The organism is SAR324 cluster bacterium, from assembly GCA_015232315.1.
In the GTDB taxonomy this organism is placed as follows: Bacteria; SAR324; SAR324; order SAR324; family NAC60-12; genus JADFZZ01.
In genome coordinates, this window is sequence record JADFZZ010000021.1 from 1 (window position 1) to 21747 (window position 21747).

At 46.9% G+C, this 21747-nt stretch carries 8 protein-coding genes; all 8 read right to left on the minus strand.

The genetic code is table 11. The annotated features are described in order from the left end of the window. Positions 1-151: 151 nt before the first annotated feature. The gene (locus HQM11_13710; protein ID MBF0352083.1) at positions 152-1909 is read right to left on the minus strand and encodes a thiamine pyrophosphate-binding protein; all 1758 of its coding nucleotides are present in this window, start codon (positions 1907-1909) and stop codon (positions 152-154) included. Between the two features lies 1 nt (position 1910). Beyond that, positions 1911-3995 (minus strand): heavy metal translocating P-type ATPase, encoded by a 2085-nt coding sequence (locus tag HQM11_13715; GenBank protein MBF0352084.1) that lies wholly within the window; start codon positions 3993-3995, stop codon positions 1911-1913. Then, complete coding sequence (locus tag HQM11_13720; GenBank protein MBF0352085.1) at positions 3992-5173, minus strand: thioester reductase domain-containing protein; 1182 nt, start codon at positions 5171-5173, stop codon at positions 3992-3994. Before HQM11_13720 ends, HQM11_13715 begins: the two co-directional genes overlap by 4 nt. Then, positions 5170-6519: an aminotransferase class III-fold pyridoxal phosphate-dependent enzyme gene (locus tag HQM11_13725; GenBank protein MBF0352086.1), complete on the minus strand. Its 1350-nt coding sequence runs from the start codon at positions 6517-6519 to the stop codon at positions 5170-5172. Before HQM11_13725 ends, HQM11_13720 begins: the two co-directional genes overlap by 4 nt. Before the next feature lie 36 nt (positions 6520-6555). Then, positions 6556-18807 carry an SDR family NAD(P)-dependent oxidoreductase gene (locus tag HQM11_13730; protein ID MBF0352087.1) on the minus strand — a complete coding sequence of 4084 codons (12252 nt, stop codon included), beginning with the start codon at positions 18805-18807 and terminating at the stop codon, positions 6556-6558. Positions 18808-18866: 59 nt separating this feature from the next. Beyond that, positions 18867-20282, minus strand: coding sequence for a long-chain fatty acid--CoA ligase (locus HQM11_13735; GenBank protein ID MBF0352088.1), 1416 nt, complete (start codon positions 20280-20282; stop codon positions 18867-18869). A 74-nt stretch (positions 20283-20356) separates the two neighbouring features. Then, a complete protein-coding gene (locus tag HQM11_13740; protein ID MBF0352089.1) occupies positions 20357-20923 on the minus strand; it encodes a DUF98 domain-containing protein in 567 nt (188 codons plus the stop codon). Between the two features lie 153 nt (positions 20924-21076). Continuing rightward, complete coding sequence (locus HQM11_13745; GenBank protein MBF0352090.1) at positions 21077-21742, minus strand: sulfotransferase family 2 domain-containing protein; 666 nt, start codon at positions 21740-21742, stop codon at positions 21077-21079. Positions 21743-21747 lie beyond the last annotated feature (5 nt).

Genomic DNA, 21747 nt, shown 5'->3' on the forward strand with positions numbered 1-21747 from the left:
TTGGCTTTGTATCTTTTTCGTAAAATAAAGGTTAACAACATGCGACAAACCCTGGAATCCTTTGCTGATTTACCGGAGATGTTCAAAAAATTCTTAAAGCAAGTTAATTTTTTATGAGAAAGCCGTGCATAGAACACAGGGTGGCACAGCTTTAAAACATTCCCAGAGGCGGGATTTCTTCAGGATCAATATAAACATCCAAGACGGTTGGTCCCTGATGGGAATAAATCGCCTGATAATCCAACTGTTCCAAATCTTCAGGCCGGTGAATGGAATACCCCACAGCACCCATGGCTTTGGCCATGAGACTGAAATCCACAGGCGGCAGAGCAAACTCAAGGGACTCTGTTCCTGTCTGGCGATGTCGATGTTTAACCATTCCGTAAGAGCGGTCATTCAGGATGACGAAAATCACGGGCAAGCGCTCTGCGACGGCGACAGTGATTTCTTGTCCATTCATCAGGAAACAGCCATCTCCCGTCAAACACAGGACCGGAGTTTTAGGCGGAACGCCAAACGCGGTTCCAACCGCGCTCCCAATTCCCCATCCCATGGCCGCGGTTTCCACGGATAAACGATAATTCTCAGGATGTGGCGGAAATAAATAATGGATGGTCCAGGCCAGCCAATTGCCAATATCCACCAGAAATCGGGTTTCCGGCGGAAAATTTTGTAACAGCTTACGAATCAAAAATTGAGGTTTGACAACAGCGGAGTCTGAAGCTTGATAGCTTTCAGGCTCTTTTACCTCAATCTGAGGAGGCAGGTAATCCCCATGGCGCTCAGGAGAAGGAACGTTCGTGTTCAATTTTGTGGTCGAAAGTGGGCTTTTCCCACTATGCCGCAACGTATCAAGGCGTGTCACTAAATCCTGAAAGATCGTTTTGATGCTCCCCTGAACATGCAAACGTGCCATAGGAGAGCGTACAAAGTACGTGCTGTCAAAGTGAATATGGATCAATTTATCATTCAATAACGCTGTATCCCACGCTGAAGTTTCCCACTGTCCCAAAGAGGTTCCCACGGCAAGAATCAAATCGACAGATTCATCCGCCAAAACCCGGCGGGCGGTTTCATGACCCGCGAAGCCAAATACTCCACAGGCTAAAGGATGATAAGGATTGATCCAGGTTTTGCCTCCCTGTGTTGTCAACACAGGCGCGTTGATCCGTTCCGCAAAAGCCATGATTTCCTGACTGGCGCCAGCACATCCTTGTCCTACGAACAGGACGATTCGTTTGCCTTGTGTGAATCCGTCGCTCACTATTTGATAAAGAGAATCCAGCGCGGCCAAATCGACAGAAGAGGAGGGGACTGACAATAGCTGTGAAAAATTCGGATAGGAACATTTTTCAGGAGCCGGAGCACGAAAAATATCAACGGGTATACTGATATGGGCAGGCCCCCGGGGGGATTGCAAGGCCCTTGTCAAGGCAGTCGTTAATTTGTGTTCCAGTTGCCGGGGATGTGTCACAATCGTGTTGTAACGGGTACATTTTCCCAACATCGCGGAGGTGTCCATAATATCCGGTGAGGATTCCTGAAATGCCGCTTGACCAAAACGAGGCAACAGGGTTTGGGCGGTAATGACCAGCAACGGATCATGATCGGCATAAGCCGCGGCAACGCCGGTGATTAAATTGGTCGCCCCGGGACCGGTTGTCGCACAGCAAACGCCAAGTTTACCCGTTTCACGGGAATAGCCCGCCGCCATAAAAGCGGCACCGGTCTCATGCCGACTGAGGATAGCTCGAATGCCGCCCCGTCTCTCACTACGAGCCAGGGCTTCATAAAAAGCGGAATTGTGTCCTCCCGGTACGCCAAAGACATATTCCACGCCAAACTGTTCCAGGTAGTCAATGATGAGATCACTTAGGGTTCTTGGCTCAGAAGAGACGGATGTCACCATTTTATGTTTCCTTTTCCGTGAGTGAATTGAGTAATTTCAGGTTGTTTTTTCCCGGGGTTTGTAACAAGGGTCGCATTGAATTCCCCGCCGCGAGCAGTAAACCCGTCAAATTCAGGAAAATAACCTGAGAAATTCCAAAACCCATTAAAAAGACACCACATAAGCCAAGAAGCGCGGGAGTGAGCATAATCGCGAACGTTGTGTTCATATTGGAATGAAATTCATCGGCAATCTTGAATACGAGTTCCAGATGATGTAACCCGCTATCCAATAAAATAATCTGCGCTGTGTCTGTGGCAATGGTAGAGGCGCCGCGCATGGAGATCGAAACTTGTGCTTTTTTCAGTGCGATTGAATCATTAATGCCGTCTCCGATATAACAGATAAAATGACCTTCCTTTTGCAGTTGTTCAATAAGATCCGCTTTCTTTTCCGGCAGGCACTGCGCAAAATAGTGATCAATTCCCAGTTCCCGCGCTAATTTTTTCGTGGGAATTTCATGATCACCCGAGATAATATACATGGATTTGATATTCTTGCGTCGTTTGAGTTGACGGATCACTTTTCTTGCTTCCTCACGTATTGTTGTCAGCAGTTCAATTCCCCCTATGACCTGGTGATCCACAGCGACCATGACCAGGGAATCGCCTTCTTCATGACTGATTTGCTGTTGTTTCGCCAAAATTCCGGGAATGGTCATACCGGACATTTCCATAAACCGTTGACTGCCCACATGCACCGTTTTTCCATCCACAACCACAAGGACTCCATAACCAGCCTTGAACTGACTTTCATCGAAGGACGGTATGCTTAACTGGCGTTTTTTAACCTCTTTCAGAATGGCTTTAGCCAGGGGATGGGTTTGTTTGGATTCAGCGGCACCGGCATAAACCAGCACCTCCTCTTCGCTGAAATGCGAGCAACAATGAATCTGGCCGATATGCGGCTGTTCCTCAGTCAAGGTGCCTGTTTTATCAAACACGATCGTATCCACCTGTTGCAGTAACTCAAAAGTGCGTCCATCCTTAATCAGAATTCCCTGCTGGGATGCAATGTTGGTATAATTCAGGATGGTTGTAGGGGCAATGACCATCATTTTATTTTTGGGGTGCGTATAAATGACAGCGAGCGCGCCACTGAAGCCAACGATCGGTAAGGCAACCCCTCCGGCGATTAAGGCGGGTTTCACCAAATTATCCGAAAGGGTTTGCGCTCGTAATTGCTGTGTTGATTTATAGTCAATGGTATTGTTCAGAATATTGGTGATTTTTGCCACGGTACAATCCTGACCGGCTTTTTCCACTTTAATATAGATTTTCCCTGATAAAATAACTGTTGCCGCAAAAACTCCATCTCCCTGTTCTTTTTCAATGGGCCGTGCCTCGCCTGTCAGAATATGTTCATCAATGCTCGCGATGCCCTCAACAATAATCCCATCCGCGGGAATCACTTCACCTGCCTGAACCACGACAATATCATCCACACCAAGATCGTTGAACGGTATTTCAGTTTCAACCTGATTCACCACAATCCAGACTTTTTCGGGCTGTTGATAAACAACATCGAACAATGCCTGTTTGGATGTTTGAACCACTTTTTCCATAAGCCTCATTGCGGCCCTGATGACAACAAGAATCAGGCTTGCCGCAAAAAATTTTCCTGTGATGACACATCCCGCGATGGTAATACTCATGAGTGTGCTGACATGGACTTTTTTCTGTTTGATCAGTTCATAGCTTTTTTTGAAGGTCTCCTGACTGGCGTACATAATGAAAGGAAGACTGAGCACGGCAACACCAGGGTAGACAAACCCGGCAAGGCAAAGTCCAAAGGCGGACCAGATCGCCAGAAAGTCATACATTTTTTTCTTTTCAGCATTTTTATGGATCAGCTCATACTTTGTCTCTGATTTTTGAATTTGTTGAGAATCCTCTTTAAACATTTGCGTGACTTTATCCTGAATGCCGGTTTTGATTTCAGGCGAGTCATTCGTTTTGACAGGAAGTTCACCTTCCTCCATACTTTTTATGTATTCCTGATAACCCACATATAAGATTCCGCCCAAAGCGATCGCTTCAAAAATCATAATTCTCCTTTGTGAATATACCCGCTCTTGTGAAAATATGAAAAATAGGTGGACAGCAAATTCACATCCAGGGGGGGGCAATGAATACCGGAACCCGCTAACCCTTCCTGCGTGAGGCCATCTTGAAATCGGGGTTTGTTTTCAGAAAAAAAAGCTGAGAGTCTAAGCATCAGCAATATTCGGGAATATAGCTCCTCTTTCGGCTTGGCTGAAGCACGTTTTTTTAATTGGACGGTCCAATCTTTTTCGCTGACTTCTTCCAGTGAATAACCCAGAGTCCGTACATGTTCAAAAAATACTTTCCAGGAAATGGACTGCGCGTTCAATAAATGAAATACCTTTCCAAACGATTCCTGTTGGTTTGATAAACGACAGATGGCCTGACTGATATAGTCCACAGGCGCAACATTGACTTCGACATCCGCGATAGGAAAGGTGCCCATTTGAATACAGCTTTTCAGCAGACCACACAAGGAATCATTGAGATTCCCCATAATCCCGGTTTGAGTATGTCCCCAGACTCTTCCGACTCGATGAAGGGTGGCAGGCAACCCTCTCTTTTGCGCGGTCAATACCAGTTGTTCCGCAACCCATTTACTTTGTCGGTAGCCACCACTCAAAGTTTTTCCATCAGGAATAGCCGTTTCAGTGATATCCGCGTTATGGTGAGCAGGACTGAAAAATACGGCAATACTGGAAATGAAATGAACCGGTTTTGTTTGGGTCATGCCTGCTAAACGAAGCACTTCCTGTGTGCCCAGCACATTTGGCTTTTTCAAATCAGCGTAAGGACGCGCCGCGTTCACTTGCGCGCCATTATGATAAATCACCTCAATACAACGGGATAAATCACCAAACTGAGATTCTGAAAGCCCTAAGAAGGGTTGAGACAAATCCCCAACGACAGGAATGATCCGGGAATGGTACCTCTCGTTCCACAGTTGGTAAAACTGCAACTGCCTGGTTAAACGCTGTTTTCCTTCGTCAGAATCACGACAACGAACCAGACAATAAATATCGGCCTGTGTTTCATTGAGGAGCACCTGCAACAAATAGGCGCCAATAAAACCTGAAGCACCTGTCAAAAAAACCGAAGGGGGATTCTGCCAGTTTTTGGCTAAAGGCCCTTGAAACTGAATGTTGGTGTCTAAAACAGCTTCCGTTTCCAAATCGATCATGCGATTCCGGTCATGGAACGTTTCACCTGAGCGATGCTGGATTCCAAAGTGGCGACCAACTCATCACATTCACTCTCTGTAATGACAAATGGGGGGGAAATCAATATGTGATCCCCATCCTTGCCTGTTCCTGTACCAAACCGACCTCTGAGAATCAGCCCGTTATCGAGAGCTTTCTGAACCACTTGTTCGGTGAGTTTCATGGAACGGGGAAACGGTTGATGCGTTGTTTGATCCTGAACAAATTCAATCCCGATCAGCAGACCCTTACCACGGACATTACCAATGAGAGGCTCTCGCCCAGCCAGTTTTTCCAGTTCTTTTTTCAGATAAAGCCCCATGGAGGCGCAACGCTCAATCAGATTATGTCGCACGATGTAGTTCTGAACAGCCAGGGCCGTGGCACAACTGACAGGATGTCCGGAGTAGGTTACCCAGGCGGGAATGGTATCTTTATTGTTTTTAACAAATAGTTCCCATATCCGTTTATGCACAATAGTGGCTCCAATGGGTGCGTAACCACTGCTCAGGCCTTTTGCGCCTGTAATGATATCGGGGATTGCGTTCCAGTGTTCAATGCCAAAATTTTTGCCCGTTCGTCCAAATCCGGTAACCACTTCTTCGGAAATAAACAAAACATCGTATTGATCACAGATTTCCCTGATTCTTTCATAATACCCAGGAGGCGGGACAATCCCGCTCCCTGCTCCGCCAATAATCGGTTCAGCGATAAAAGCGGCGACCGTGTCGGGGCCTTCCTTTTCGATCGTGGTTGCCAATTCATCAGCACAGGCGAGAGCACAATCCGGGTGGGTGAGTTGAAACGGACACTGATAACAATGAGGGGCGTGAATATGCGGAAAATTCAACTCGTAAGGCGCCATCACATCCCGTTGCACAAACACGCTCCCGGACATGGATAAGGCCGCGACCGTCCGTCCGTGATAACTATGCCAACGGCCAATGATCTTCCATTTTTGGCTATTTCCCTGTTCAATATGATAGTGTCTGGCGATCAGCAGTGCGAGTTCATTCGCGACGGAGCCACCCGTGGCAAAAGCCACCCGATCCATGCCTTCCGGAGCCATGTCAATAATGACATCCGCAAGCTGTTCCTGCGATTCGTGGGCAAATTGCATTTTGTTCACAAACGCGATTTTACGTGATTGCTCCGCCATGGCCTCCGCGATTTCAGGAACACCATGTCCAATGGAAACCACATGGGTTCCGCCAATACCATCCAGATAACGTTTGCCATCGGTGTCATAAATATAAACGCCTTCACCGCGTTCCGCGAAAGGACGAGGTTTTTTACTGAAAAAAACATGAGATTCCGAGTGTTTCATAATGGATTTCCTTGAAACGAAAGAAATATGAATGGACTACATCAACATTGGAAATGAACTCACGGATTGATCAGGGTTGAGTACCATTTCCTCCAAAACGGATTGAAAATTTTCTATGATCCTGATCACGGTTTCCGCGTCAAAGAGATCTTTTCTGTAGCGCCACCATCCCCGGAGTGTATTTCCGGTTGGCGTCTTCTTTTCCCAAATCAGCAGTGCTAAATCCGGTCTTGTCACCAGTTCATCCAACGGCATGGAACTGATGGTCAGATCGGGTAAAAGGAATTGTTCGGACGGTTCCATCGGGAAGAAACTGAGCAGTATTCTGAATAAAGGCGTATCAACCTTCCGCTCCGGTTGCAGGATTTTTGACATTTGCTCAAAGGGTAAATCCTGGTTGGAGATAGCCTCATTCACAACCTGTTGGGCCTGACGCAACAAGTCAGAAAAACCGGGATTTTCACTGAAATCCAGACGCAACAGCAACGTGCTTCCAATCATCCCGATCAGATGTTCCAGTTCAGACTGGTTACGATTCGCAAAGGGAGATCCCACCACAATATCCTGACAACCACTGTAGCGATAGAGCAACGTGGTCAGTGCGGACAAGATCGACGTGAATAAAGTGGTTCCCGTCTGTTTGTTCAGGTTTTTTAGATTTTTAACCAGCTCCGAAGGCAGTTCATAAAGCTCCGTGCCTGCCCGGAAAGCCGGAACCGGTTGACGAGGTCTATCGGCAGGAAGTTCCAACAGCGGCGGTTCTCCCCAGCCTAACCAATTCCGCCAATAATTGAGTTTTGTTTCAAGGGCCTCTCCGCTGAAAGACTGTTGCTGCCAGACCGCGTAATCCGCATACTGTATCGGCAGACCCGGCAAGGATACAGAGGCACCGGATATGATGGCTTTATAGAAGATAGTCAGCTCTTTCAGAAAGATTTCCATGGACCAGACATCCATGACGATGTGATGGACGCAAAGCAACAGAATATGAGATTCTTCCGCCAGCCTGATCAACGTGACACGCAACAAGGGGCCTGTGACCAGATCAAAGGCGCGGCGTTGAATGTCCTCATCCGCCAATCGTTTCACTTCTTCAGTCTGTGCCTGTTCAGACATTCCCCGCAAATCTGTGATTGTGATATTGATGGTGGAAGTTGGAGCGATGGACTGAACCGGAGAACCTTCAACCAGAGGAAACGTAGTCCGCAATATTTCATGGCGATGTACAATTTCATTCAAACTTTGTTGTAAGATCTTAAAGTCCAGCTTTCCCGTGAGCCGAAACCAGCGGGGAAAATTATGAAAACAGCCGTCAGGGTTTGATGTCTGGTGCAGCCAATACCTCTGTTGTGAAAAAGAGAGGGGCATGTTGCCTTCACGGGATACGGGGATCAGATCGGTATCCTGAACAGTTCGTTCCTGAATGGCCTCATCGTTGACGGAACGATCCGGGGTTTCTCCGATCCGCTGTTGTTCCTCCGGTTGAACCTCGGGAAACTTTTTTGCGTATTCGACGTAAATGTGGTCAGACAGTTGCTGGACATTGCCATAATTATAAAGGGCCGTCGTTTTCAGTTTAATGCCAAATATTTTATTGATTTTATTAATAATCTCAATGCTCATCAGCGAATCCACGCCATAGTCCAAAAACGATTTTTCCCGGGCTACAGAATCGTTGACCAGTCCCAGCGTACTGTTCACACACGCTGTAACTTTTTCTTCAATGGTCAGCTTCAGGGATTTTTTCCCGACATCCGTTTGCGGAGATAACGCGGGAAAGTTGTCAGACGAAGGCGAAGAAGGACTACGTTCTTTCGTTGTTATGGAAGAAGGTGTTTGCTTTTGATAGGCCACCACACCGTTGCTTTCAGCGATCACGATTTGGTGGGGTTCATGCAACTCTCCCAGTCCCGGATCTCCAAGGTTCGTGATCTTCGCATAGCCTTCTTCCTCAAGCACCCTGTTCCACAACCTGAAATTCAACAACGGCCCCCCGCCCAGGCGGATTTCCTCATCTTCATACAACCACCAGCCTTTCAACAAACCGAAAGTTAAGGTGACAAAATCAGGCGCTTTGGACAGTTCATTAATGATCAAGACCCCGTTCCTTTTCAAAAGTGATTTGATCTGGGTCAACGTGTTCCTGATGCGTTTGGTGGCATGAAGTACATTTGCCGCCAGGACAATATCAAAATCGTCAGGCTTGTAGCCCTGATTTTGAAGATCCTTTTCAATATCCAAAACACTAAACGTCATAAAAGGATATTGTTCACCCAATAGTTTTTTGCCGTATTGGGTCAACGTGGGGGAAATATCCGTATAGACATAATGGATATGGGGACTGTAGGCCTTGACCGCCTCCAACACCAGGGAGGTGGTTCCACCTGTTCCAGCGCCGATTTCCAGTATTCGGATTGGTGCTTCATTTCCTTTCGTCAAAGAAAGTCTTTTTTCCACATACAGACGTAAACTTTCGGCGACCCGTGTATTAAAATAATCCGCGGTAACATTTTTTTTGTATATCCCTTCCACAAGTTCCGGCGATGAATCGGGGAACATGATATTCGTTGCGGGAGTCTCCCCCCTCAGGATCGCCGGATAATGCGCTATACATTCCCCAAGAAGCCTGAGGTGGGGTTGAATTGACGGAAACTGCCGGAGTAAATCCTCCTTGATCCGCAATTGAAATTTCCCGGTTTCTTGTGCGGTGATGATATGTTCGCCCTGTTTTTCAATAACACCTGCCCGGGTCAGAATGTCCAGATGCGCGTCAAACAAGCGGTCATAGTCCGGTTGTATTCCGAGGTGTTGTCTCAGTTCCGTCCTTGTATAGCGTTCATCTGGGGTTTTGAACACTCCCATTCTCTGATAAGCCGCTAACAGCAATTCACGGCTGAATGCTTCCAATTCCCCCAAGGCCACTTCAAACGTTTGGAGTTTTTTGATCTGCTCGGGCAATCCCTGGATTTGCTCAGAAAAATTTTCAACCACGGAGGGGATCGCTTCAGGGTACAGATGGGACTGTTTTTTCAGTTCAATCCCCATTGCGGTTAAGGCGTTATTCTCCGCTTTCACAACAGCAAGTTGATTGAAGGGATTTTCCAGTGCCCTTTCGATGGCCTGCATCCCCTCCTGAACTTCAATGGAGTAGATCCCTTGCGCTGAAAGTTTTTCCCTGTATTTTTCACTGGCCACAACACCCACGTTGCCCCAATATCCCCAATTGATGACCTTAACCGGATAAGACATTTTCTGTTTCAGATACTGCGCGAAGGAATCTTCAAAGGTGCTGGCCGCGGCATAATTACTTTGTCCCTGATTTCCCAGAAACGACTGGATAGATGAAAAGAACATCATAAAATCCAAAGCTTCTCCAGCCAGTGCCCTGTGCAGAAAAACACTGCCGTTGACCTTTGGCGCAAGCACTTGCGCAAGGATTTCCTCATTCATGTTCATGACAGAACTGTCTCGCAGAACAAGAGCGGAATGAATGGCTCCGTTGATCGGGCCAAACGATGATTTGGCTTGTTCCAAGGCCTGCCTCATACTTTGCGGGTTTGTCACATCGGCCTGAATGTAGAGTACTTTACCACCCGCTTTTTCTATCCGGGCGATTTTATCTGCCAGAGCATCATCCATTTTGCTTCGGCCCACCCAAATCAGACGGGCCTGCACCGCACTGGCCAGATATTCACTCAAGGCGAGTCCGATGCCGCCTGCGCCACCCACAATCAGATACACGCCCTGCTGTTTAAAAGGAGTTTTCTGTATCTCGGACAGTGAGATCGGCAGTAGTTTTTTGACATAACGGATTCCGTCACGGAGGGCGATTTCTTCAGCATCCTTCCGTGAGGATTCCATGACAATCAGGTCCCCGGTTTTTGACAGGGAGTTTTGCAGATCCGCCAGACTGACATCCACACAACGGGTTTCCAGATCCGGAAATTCTCTTGCCACACTTTTTGAGAATCCTGTAACGGAGGCGACATAAGGATTGAGGGATTTTTGTGAATAAACCTGCCAGGCATTCGTCGTGATGACAGTAATTTTTATACGGTCCCGGACAGTTTCTTTTCTGTTCAGAGCCTGAACCAGTCGGAACAGAGAAAAGACGCTTTCTTCCTGACTTTGTTTCAGCACCTCCGGATCCTTATCCAGGGGATCATAAATTCCAGCAAAAAAATAAATCACGTCCGGCGCCTCAATTTTTTCCAGCAGATGGCCTATGGCCGAGGGATCATTCGTCTGAATTTGAGTCCGTTGAAGCACTCCCTGCCTTGAAAACGCAGGACTGCTTTCCCCCTCTTTCCCCAGGAGTATCTCATACACCGTCGCATCACGATGCGCCTCTGCCAGGTAACGGGATAAATCCCTGATTTCCTGAGCCACATCCGCAGGATAAATGAGGATAACGGTGGCGGCGGAAGGCATAGACTTAGAGTCTGGAGCCAAAGGCGAGGGAACCCATTCAGGCACACAAAAGGTCAAGGGCCTTTGCTGACGTTGCATAGCACGAGGATCGGCTTTACGTCCCTCAAAGCCCAAAAATTCTATCGCCGGATTGCCCTGCTCATCAAAGAGCCGGATATCCCCAAGGAGGCTGTCGTTTCCTGAATCAGGCTGTAATTGACAGTGTCCCCATAAGGGCTGTTGCCTGGAATTTTGATAAAACAGAACTTTTTCTATGCGGAACGGAACAAAAGTTTCCTCTAGCGTTCTGTCCATGGCCAATAAGGATAATTCGAAACCGCCATCGATCAACCCCGGATGCAGTTGATATTTGGCTAATCCAGACAAGGCTGCGGGTGGGATCAATCGGCAAATCGCTTCACGATTCCCCTGACGGATGGATTCGATCCATTGATACGCTGGACCCAGGTCAATCTGACGCTTACGTTGACTTTGGAAAAAGTCGTCAACCGGGATTGCCTTGGAACAGCGGTCCAATAATTTTGTCAAAAATCCGGAGCCCGGTTTTACATCGTCAAAGCGTGGTTCTGTCAGAATTTTTCCGGAAACATGAGTGAGCCAACGATCCTTATTTTTTCCGGAACTGATGAGTTTAAAAGAGGATTTATTAGGTTCCTCAGGAATGAAGGCTAACTGAACCGTACAGCCTTCGTCAGGAATGATCAGGGGTTGCTCAAAAAGGACATCCTCCAGGACACAGTTTTTAACTCCAAAAGTAATTTCCGCGGCTTCCAGTATCATGGAAATATAACAAGATCCTGAAACCACCATTTTATTATAAATCAGGTGATCCGCCAAAAAAGATAATTTATCCCGATGAAAGAAGGTTTCAAACACCGTACTTTCCAGAAAGGGCGAGATGATCTGTTTATCCAGCAACGGATGCAGTTGAGTGTTGGCAGAGTGTGAAGGTTCCAGACGCTCTGTAGGTCTGTCGATCCAATAACGCTGACGCTGGAAAGGATAAGTTGGCAAAGCCACCCGGCGACGTTGATAGTCATGGTCAAAAGCTGTCCAGTCTATTGCCGCTCCAAGTCCATACAACTCACCTAAACTTTGCAGAAGTTGTTGCCAATCCTCAGCGCCTTTACGCAAACTGGGAAGCCACACCCCCACGTCTTCAGGCAAACAGGAATGTCCCATACCCAATAAGACGGGTTTCGGCCCTATTTCCACAAACACCTCACAACCCTGCTTGTGCAACGTGGCCATGCTTTGGGCAAAATTGACAGGCTGAGTGATATGCTGACACCAATACTCCGGTGTGGTTATTTCCGCGGAAGCCACTTCACCGGTCAGATTAGAAATCAGGTTGATTCCGGGTAATGATAACGTAACCTCCTCAACAACCTTGGAAAACGCCGGTACCATGGGTTCGATCAGAGGCGAGTGGAACGCATGAGAAACCGTTAAGGGGTTTGTCTTGAGCCCCTCAGTTTCCAATTTTGCGATAATGGTCGCAAGGGCCTCCCTCTGGCCTGAAATCACAATATTTTCAGGGCCATTGAGGGCAGCAATCGAAACCTGCCGGGGGTAAGGCTTAATGGCGGTGGCAACTTTTTCTTTATCCGCGAATACCGCCACCATCTCACCGTTTCCGGGCAATGCCTGCATCAAACGCCCTCGTTCCGCGATCAATTTCAGGCCATCCTCCAAACTAAAGACTCCCGCCACACAGGCCGCGACATATTCACCAACACTGTGGCCCATCACATAATCCGGTTTAATCCCCCAGGATTGCCACAATTCCGCAAGAGCATATTCGAGGGCAAACAAGGCAGGTTGGGTGTAAGCGGTCTCATCCAGGGGTGAGGTTTCTTTTCCCTGTTCCGCTTTGTGGGACGGATAAAGCACTTCTAACAACGGCTGTTCCAGATAATCGCGTAAAATCTCGTCGCAACGATCCAGAGTTTTACGGAAAGTAGGTTGTGTTTCATAAAGTTGCCGCCCCATTTCCACATATTGAGATCCCTGTCCGGTAAATAAAAAAGCGATAGGGGGACTTGGAGACCGAACCGTTGAGGTTTTCACGTCGGCAAGCGCGGTGCGAAATTCCTGAGAGGATTTAGCTACCACAGCAAGGCGCTGATCAAAATGGACTCGCCCTGTATTTGCGGTAAAACAAAGATTCGCTAAGGATGTCTCTGGATGAGTGGCTAAAAAGGTGTCGTAACGTCTTACTAAATCTTGTAATGCCGCCTCACTTTTTGCGGAAAGTGTCAGTAGATGCTGTGGACGTTCCAGTGTGTTATGGACGGGGGCCATCGCTGGAGCTTCTTCCAGGATCACATGAACATTGGCGCCGCCGATACCCAGGGAATTAACCCCGGCCCGGCGCGGAATTCCATTGGTTTCCCAAGCACTGAGTTTCGTGCTGACATAAAAAGGACTCTTGGCGAAATCAATATTTGGATTCGGATTTTCAAAATGAAGACTGGGCGGAATCTGCCGGTGCTGTAGCATCAGCACTGTTTTAATAAAACCCACGATTCCAGAAGCGATTTGAAGGTGTCCCACATTGGTTTTAACAGAACCAATGGCACAAAAACCTGTTTTATCCGTAGTCATTCGAAAGGCTTGAGTGAGTCCGCCCACTTCAATGGGATCTCCCATGATGGTACCGGTTCCATGTGTTTCCACATAAGTCACGGTATCCGCGGTGATGTTGGCTATCGCCATCGCTTCAGCGGCCACTTTGGCCTGTCCCTCGCCACTGGGCGCCAGATATCCGAGTTTCATCCCGCCATCATTATTGACGGCAGAACCTTTAATGACTCCATAAATTTGATCACCGTCCGCAAGGGCCTCTTTCAGGCGTTTCAGGGCCACCATGCCAGCGCCGCTTCCAAATATGGTTCCTTCCGCACGCGCGTCAAACGCCCGACAATGTCCATCGGGAGTCACGATCATTCCCTCTTGATATAAATGTCCGATTTTTTGTGGAACCTGGATGGAAACACCCCCGGCTAACACTATATCACACTCCCCTGTTTGCAGGCTTTGAACACCGGCATGAATGGTCAACAGCGAGGTCGAACAGGCGGTCTGAAGATTGACGCTGGGGCCACGCAAATTGAGCTTATAGGAGACACGGGTGGTCAGATAATCCTTGTCGTTGGCGACCATCAACTGGAAACCGCCCATGGAGTCCAAAGTCATCACACTGAGATCATCATGGGTATCCAGTTTGTGTCGATTGGGATAAATATTATTCATTAAATAAGTATTCATCGCCGCACCCGCATAGACGCCTACCAACCCCTCATAAGTGATCGGATTATAACCGGCATCTTCCATACATTCCCAGGAACATTCCAGGAGCAGGCGCTGTTGAGGATCCATCAATTCAACTTCTCTGGCGTTAAAACCAAAAAACCCAGCGTCGAAGGATTCAATATCGGACAGGATGGGATTGGCCCTGACATAATCGGGATTGTGGACCAGGTCCGGGTCTACCCCGGAAGCGATGACTTCTTCCGCGGTAAAAAAGTCAATGGATTCAACTCCATTTTTCAGATTTTGCCAGAATTCATCCAGATTTTCCGCACCCGGAAAACGGCAGGCCATGCCAATCACAGCGATATCAGAATCATTAATTGCCGCACGATTCGCACGAATCTGTGCTCTTGCGTAGCCTTGCTGAGCCGCTGTGTGTTTTTGGAGGGATTGGGATTGACTCAAATGACTGGCCAGGGTCGCAATGGTCGGGTAATTGAACATGTCCACAATAGAGAGTTGTATGCCGAGTTTTTCCTCTAATTGAGTTTGAGTTTGAACCAATAATAAAGAATGTCCGCCCAATTCAAAGAAATTCTCATGCACTCCCACTTCAGGTACCCCTAAAACCGTTTGCCAGATTTGAGCAATCTGCTGTTCAAGGGAAGAGCCTGGGACGGCTTGCCCTTTGGGTTTGCCGGAAACGTTGTTGTGGGCCAGTTGAATTCTGTCAATAGCACCGTCCTCTGTTAACGGCATTTGAGGTAATTGGACAAAATGGCATTCCGTTGGTGTTTGGAAACGGTCCGGTACCGTCGTGGGTAATTGGGATTTTGAGAAGTCGTTGCCAGTGGTTGTGAAATACCCGGTTAGTTTCTGCACGGATATAGTGTCTGACTCCATGTAACGGCGAAGGTGGGGAGTATTGCCGTCTAAACCAATGAACAGTTGCGATTGTTGATAGCGTAGCCCGATCAGTAATGAAACCAATCCTTGTTTGGCGGTAATGGGGTAATATCCGTGAGCACGAAGGGTATCTTTCATCCGTGAATGACGATTCATTCCTGTGTCGCCCCATAAGCTCCAGTGAAAGCAATAACTTCGCAGGTGACATTGATAGTTTTGATAATGAGAAAAACTCTCGAGAAAGCGACTTGCCGCAGAAAAAGCACCCACCGCCGCGCCGCCAAAGAAACTATTCACGGAGGAAAAGTTGATGAAAAGACTCCCAGGCTGATGCTTGATGAGTTGGTGGAGATTCCATGTTCCCAGCACTTTGGGACTCAGCAGGGCTGAAAAACTCTCAGGGGTTTCCTCCATCAGGGTTTGTTCATGGTAAGTTCCGGCCAGGTGGATGATCCCATCGAGTTCACAATTCCATTGTGCTTTTGCGTGGGCCAGTGCCTGTTGCAAGGATTCAAGCTCACAAACATCAACGGCTTGATAAATGATTGTTCCTCCAAGCGGTTCCAGGGTCTGATAGGCCTTGATACGTTCTGAAACATCATCTGATCCGGTAATATGAGACGCCCAGGTATCTTTTTCAGGCAACCGGGTACGCCCTATCAATAATAAGCGGGCGTTATAATGGGTTAACAGGTATTTGGCGATTTCGACACCAATACCGCCCAAGCCTCCACTTATCAGATAGGTTCCCTCTTTTTTAAAAGGAAGTGTTTGAGGGGCAAGGTCGAGTAGTGGTCGTTTTTCTAAACGCGTTATCCAACGCTGGTTGTTGCGAAACGCCACTTCAGGTTCGGCGGATAATTCGCGAATCTCCCGCAGAATGTGGGCCACATGTTCCTGAATCTGGTTTTCTGTTCCGGTTTTATCAGAATCTATGCTGGAAAAATCCACATGGTGACAATCCAAATCCGGTCGTTCCTGCGAAATCGTTTTAATGAGTCCCAACATAGGAGCTTTTTCAAAAGCTATGTTTTCCTCAGAAAAGACGTTCTGGGCATTATTGGAAACAACCAGTATATCCAATGTCTGCTCATGATTGTTCCTGCCCAAAGCCTGTACCATGTTCAGTAAACTGTAGACCCCAATTGACAGACCCTGTTTGAACGCATCGAGGGTCTCCTCATTTCCCGGATTTTTATCATAAGTCCACAAATGTAAGAGTTGATCCACCTTGAAGTCATCAGCGGTCAACGCTTCCATCAAACGCCGATAATGATCCGGTTGATCGGGAGCAATCCTATAGTGTCGGTTATCAATTTTAGTGAATTCAGTGCCCACATCGACAGTGACCACGGGCTGATTCAATTTTGTCAATTCAAGGCTTAGTGCTTTTCCCAGTCCGATCGTATCCGCAAATATTAAAAATTGACCGTTTCGTAGTGGACGCGTTAAGGCCGCAGGCGATTTCTTCCGCCAGATTTTATGGTAGAACCAGTCAGGCAAAGAGTTCGGCGTGTCGAACCCGAATTGATGAAGAATGAGGTCAAATTCTCCAGACTGAAAACGCTGACTCAGTTGTGAACGTTGAATTTTACCAATGGCAGTTTTAGGAATCGTCTCCTTTTTTACCGGAATGAGATAATCCGGACGGATACCGACTTTCTGAGCTACGGTCCCGCGAATTTTTTTAATCAGGGTTGTCAAAAAATGAGGTTCTTCAAGCGGAGAGACAAAAAAGATGGCCAATTTGTCGCTGTGATCACCAGGCAGGTGTACCGCGCAAGCCGCCGTATAGGAAATTTCAAGGTGCTCCAGTTCCTCAACGACCGCCTCAATTTCATGGCTATAAAAATTGACGCCGTTGATGATGATGTCGTCCTTATCGCGTCCGGTCAAAATTAAATGACCCTCCTGTAAATAACCAAGATCCCCCGTATTAAACCAACCATCTTCAGTGAATTGTTCCCGGTTACGCTCAGGATTTTTATAATATCCCACAGTCACCGAGGGGCCTTTGACCTGAAAGCGACCGATTGTCCCTTCTGACACTATTTGATTATTATCGTCAACAATTCGAAGCGAGGCACCGGGAATAGGTCTCCCCAATTCAACAAAGGAAGTATCATCTGAGGAGTTTTCTAATGTAAAACCTTCAGACCAGGTGATCCCTGAACAGGTTTCCGACATGCCAAAAGCCGGGCGCAGCGCATGGCTGGGCATCCCGTAGGACTGGAGCAGTTTTAAAAATTTCCGGGCTGTTTTCGCGACAATCTGCTCACCGGCGTTGACCAGAAACCTCATCGAGGATAAATCCCATTGCCGCTGACTGATTTCCCCGGCACGTTCATTGATCAAGGAAAACGCGAAATTGGGTGCCCACGAAACAGAGGCCCGGTGGCGTTCGATCAACTCCAGCCAATGGAGGGGATTTTTCAGAATAAAATCAGTCGGAACATGAATTTGTTTACACCCTGAATCCACGGCCACAATGCCAAGAAAAACAATGGCACCCACATGATCGAGCGGCATCCAGTTCAACGTCACATCCTGACTTGAAAAACGATTCATTTGCACAGTGCCTGCTGACATACTTAACAGATTACGATGGTTCAGCATCACGGCCTTGGGCATTCCGGTACTGCCGGAAGTTAAGAGCAACAAGGTCAAATCATCGGGCTGACTTTCATGAATATCCTGAGCGGGTTCGTTGTTTTTCAGGTGATCCACGGTTTCAACCCTGAAATCTTTTATGTTCAGGAGGGTTGACAGCGATCGAACATTTTGTACCAAGCCCTTGTCAGTCAGCACCAGGGGGTGTTCCAGCATCTGCCAGGCATGGTGTATTTTGGTAACGACATTATTGATTTGTTTGTAGGTTGGCGCGATGGAGATGGGAACCGGGATAAAACCGCCCAGGATACAGCCCCAGAAAGCGGGAATAAAATCCTGCCCGGGTTCGATTTGAAAAATAACCTTATCCTGTGGCTTTAGCCCCTGTTTTCTTAAACCTGTTAAAATTCTTCGCGCTTCTCCCAATAAATCAGGATAGGATTGAAATTGCTCCGAACCATCAGACTGAACATACACGACACCGTGTTCTGAGTTTTGTGCCGCTCGTTCAAGAATGTCCGACAGGCGTTTGGGGGCATCCGCTTCCAGCGTCAAGGGCCCGCTATAACTGAGGGCCAGTTTTTTTGAGTCGGAAACGGCCTGTGAAACTTTTGATTTGCCGGACACGCTTGTTACCGGCGCATTGCCGGAGATGGTTTTCCAATCGGGAAGCAACCCGGATAAAGGCAACGCTGACAGCTTCTCGATTTTTTCCTGCATTACCACAGCGACCTGATTGATTTCTGGTAACGCCTGAATTCGTTGTTCCCATTGTTGAGCCACCTCGTCATCCAGAATCGGCAAACAGGAAAGTGCGGCATCATCCAACTGACCATCATCTGTCAAGGGCAGGGCCGATAAAGGGACATAAGCCGCTGGCAACAGTTCTGCCGCTAATCGGGTTTGTAAATAGGAATGCAGTCGTTCCGGCGCAAACGGACGATTTAAAACCACAAACGCGATGATTTGCCGCTCAGCAGTGTTTGTCTGTCGAATTTGTATGGCACATTCCTCAACCGAATGTTCGTCGGACAAAGCGATCGCAATCGTTTCCAGTTCGTTCATGTTATTAGTTACCATCGTCATGCTCAATCGTTTGAAGAGGGTTAAGCGTCAATCGCATAGAATGTGGGGGAATCTTTTATTCAGGAATGAATAAGCTGTTGTCGATCCACTTTACCATTTGCCAGCAGTGGTAAGGATTTGACCAGAATAATTTGATCTGGAATGGCATTTCTGGATAAAAGGTCAAAACATTCGGTTCGAATATTTTTTTCCGTCATTTCAAGGTTTTTGGAAAGGACACAATAGGCTACAAGGTTTTTTCCACGTTGGCTTTCTCCTTTGGAAACCACAACCGCTGAATCTATTCCAGCAATTGTTTCAAGGGCTTTTTCCACATCAGCAAAGAACACCAGCAGTCCATCCCGATTAACACTATGATCACATCTTCCCAGAACTTCTATCTGCTGTTCCTGCCAGATTCTACCAAAATCCTTTGTCCTGAACCAGCCTTCCCGCAGTTCCTGTCCCAAATCAATGGGGCCTCCATTTTCATCAACGTATCCTTCAAAACCAGATTGATGGCGGCACCAAAGCTCGCCAATGTCTGTGGATTCCGCAATTTTTTCCATACGCATTTGAACATTCGGCATTGGTGTTCCTGCTGTTTTCGCACGAAATTCGAAGGATGTATCAGGGCTGGATGCCGCTATCGCGCCCATTTCGGTACTGCCATACAACTGGACCAAACGACCGCAAAGCGCTTCATACTGGCTGAAAACCTCACCTCTGAACCGATCTCCCGCAGTGACGGTTAGTTTATAGGTTCTTGGAGACTTGCGGCCTTTCACTAAAGTTTCGCAGAAAATAGGAGTCATGAAAACGACATTGGGGTTAAATTCCTTTTCCCGTTGCAGGTATCGAAGAATATTCGCGCCCTTTTGCAGGTCAATGGACGCGTTAACGGCGACTGCCGGCAAAAAGGCGGCACCCAAACCATACATATGAAAAACAGGAACCGGGATCGCGATTCGATCATTGCTGTCAAGCTCCAGTCTTCGCACACAATTGAGTACATTTTCCTGTAGTTTCGTATGCGCATGAACCGCCATTTTAGGGGAGCCTGTGCTTCCTGAAGTACGCATATAAAGTTTTTGGACACCGGCATGAGTTGTTCCGTTTTTTCCTTCATTGGGAATAACGCGTAAAAATCGTTCAGGATTTAAATAATCAGTTTGTGTCTGAGCAGGAACACTTTCGGTTCTAAGCCGATAGTGACAGAACCCGGGAAGGGACAATTTAAGGGAGGTTTGAGGAATTAACAGAAAGCTGTAGCCTTTTTCCAACAGGTACAAAAGAACCAGTGCGCCCGGTAAAGAATTTTCACATTCAAAAGCCAGACAAGCGCTATGGTTAATATTTTTTTCTGTCAAACAGGTTTCGATTTTGTCAAAGATGCCCGGAATTTCGTGATACGTGCATTGAGACACTCCATCCATCAGCATGTTTGACCGCGAGTCTAAAGTGTCTGCAAATTGGCCAATGAACTTCATTTTCATATTTCCCCATTCACAATAAAACAAACCTACTTCCTGTGTTATTAACTCATGTTCCGTGTATGACTCTTGCTGGACTAGAAGGAGCTTTCAGGAAATTTTTCTGTAATCATCATAACGGGTTGATGATTCGAAAAAACCCGATAGGTACGAGAGAGCAGTTTGTCTGTTTTTTTAACTTTGAAATAAGCTGAAAAGTCTCCGGCATCATGCAGATCATATGAAATGATTTCTTTAAATGTTTCTGTTTTGTGTTCTTTCCAAAGTTTGCCAATGGGGACATGAGAATGGATGAGTTGTGCTCTAAATTTTTCTTCAACCCGTTCAAGAACTATGGTGGATTCCGCATAAAGCCAATGACTACAGCTTGTTTTCCCCTGAAGCAGGATCTTCCGTTGCATAATTTCAGTGTCTTTGTTGATTTCTAAAGGCGAAATACTCGTTGTGGCCAAGAGGATTTCCTCTGATAATTTAACAACACCGATGGGTTCGTTTAAAAACGCTTCTAAAATGTTGGTTAACGTCCCGTCCGCAATCAATAAAATTCTTTGAAATGGGCTCAACCTATCTAAATCAATCTGGCTGTTTTCCAGAGAGTTCTTTGAAAACTCTTCAGCCATGGTCAGGATGCGTTTTATCTGCATGAGAGTGTCCTTTGATTTAATACTTTTTCCAATGTTGTATCATGGCCAATAGCTCTTGAAGTTCTCATTATGCTTCCATGTTTAAAAAAAGAGAACCTGGAGAACCAAAGACACTCAACATGCTAAAAATATTCACTTTAAAAGTTTAGGAAGTCACTGATTATTAAAGGTGTAACCAAACAGTTCAATATCAGTCTTAAAATAGTCTTCTACCATTTTTTTTGTTTCAGCATCGTAATACTGCCTGTAGTCTCTGTGTGCGGACTGGTTGATCAACGGCAGAGTCGCGTTGATCTGAAGTCGCTGGCAAATTTTCTGGAAATCTTGAGTCAGGGATTCATATCGACCTACAAAATCAACAATGATTTTCCCGTCCTGATCAATCAGCATATCGTTTTGGAAGGTAGTAGCGCCTTTGGCATAGGGATTTTTAGGCGAGCTGACAATCCACTTGAGATAGTCACCAAAACCGCTCATGGACTTAACAAGTTCATGGTTGATGTGGTTGGTTTCTTTCATGATAAAATGATACATGGAGACCTGCCAGTCCCAGGGATTTCTGACAAAAGCAAATTTATAAAACTGGTTGAAGATCTCCGCGGGCAATTCTTTCTGCGCATCCCCGGCTTTGACGTGAGTCATAAAAGAATCCCACATTTCATAGAAGGGGTTAGGTTTGCCATTTATGATTTTCGCGGGGCGCCGGACTTTGAATTTTTCAGGCTCCTGAGCATAATCTTTCAAGGCCTCCTTGATGCTCAGTCCGGCGACTTTGGCGACATGAAAAAAAATAAATTTGTGGGTGTAGGATATTAACATAGGGT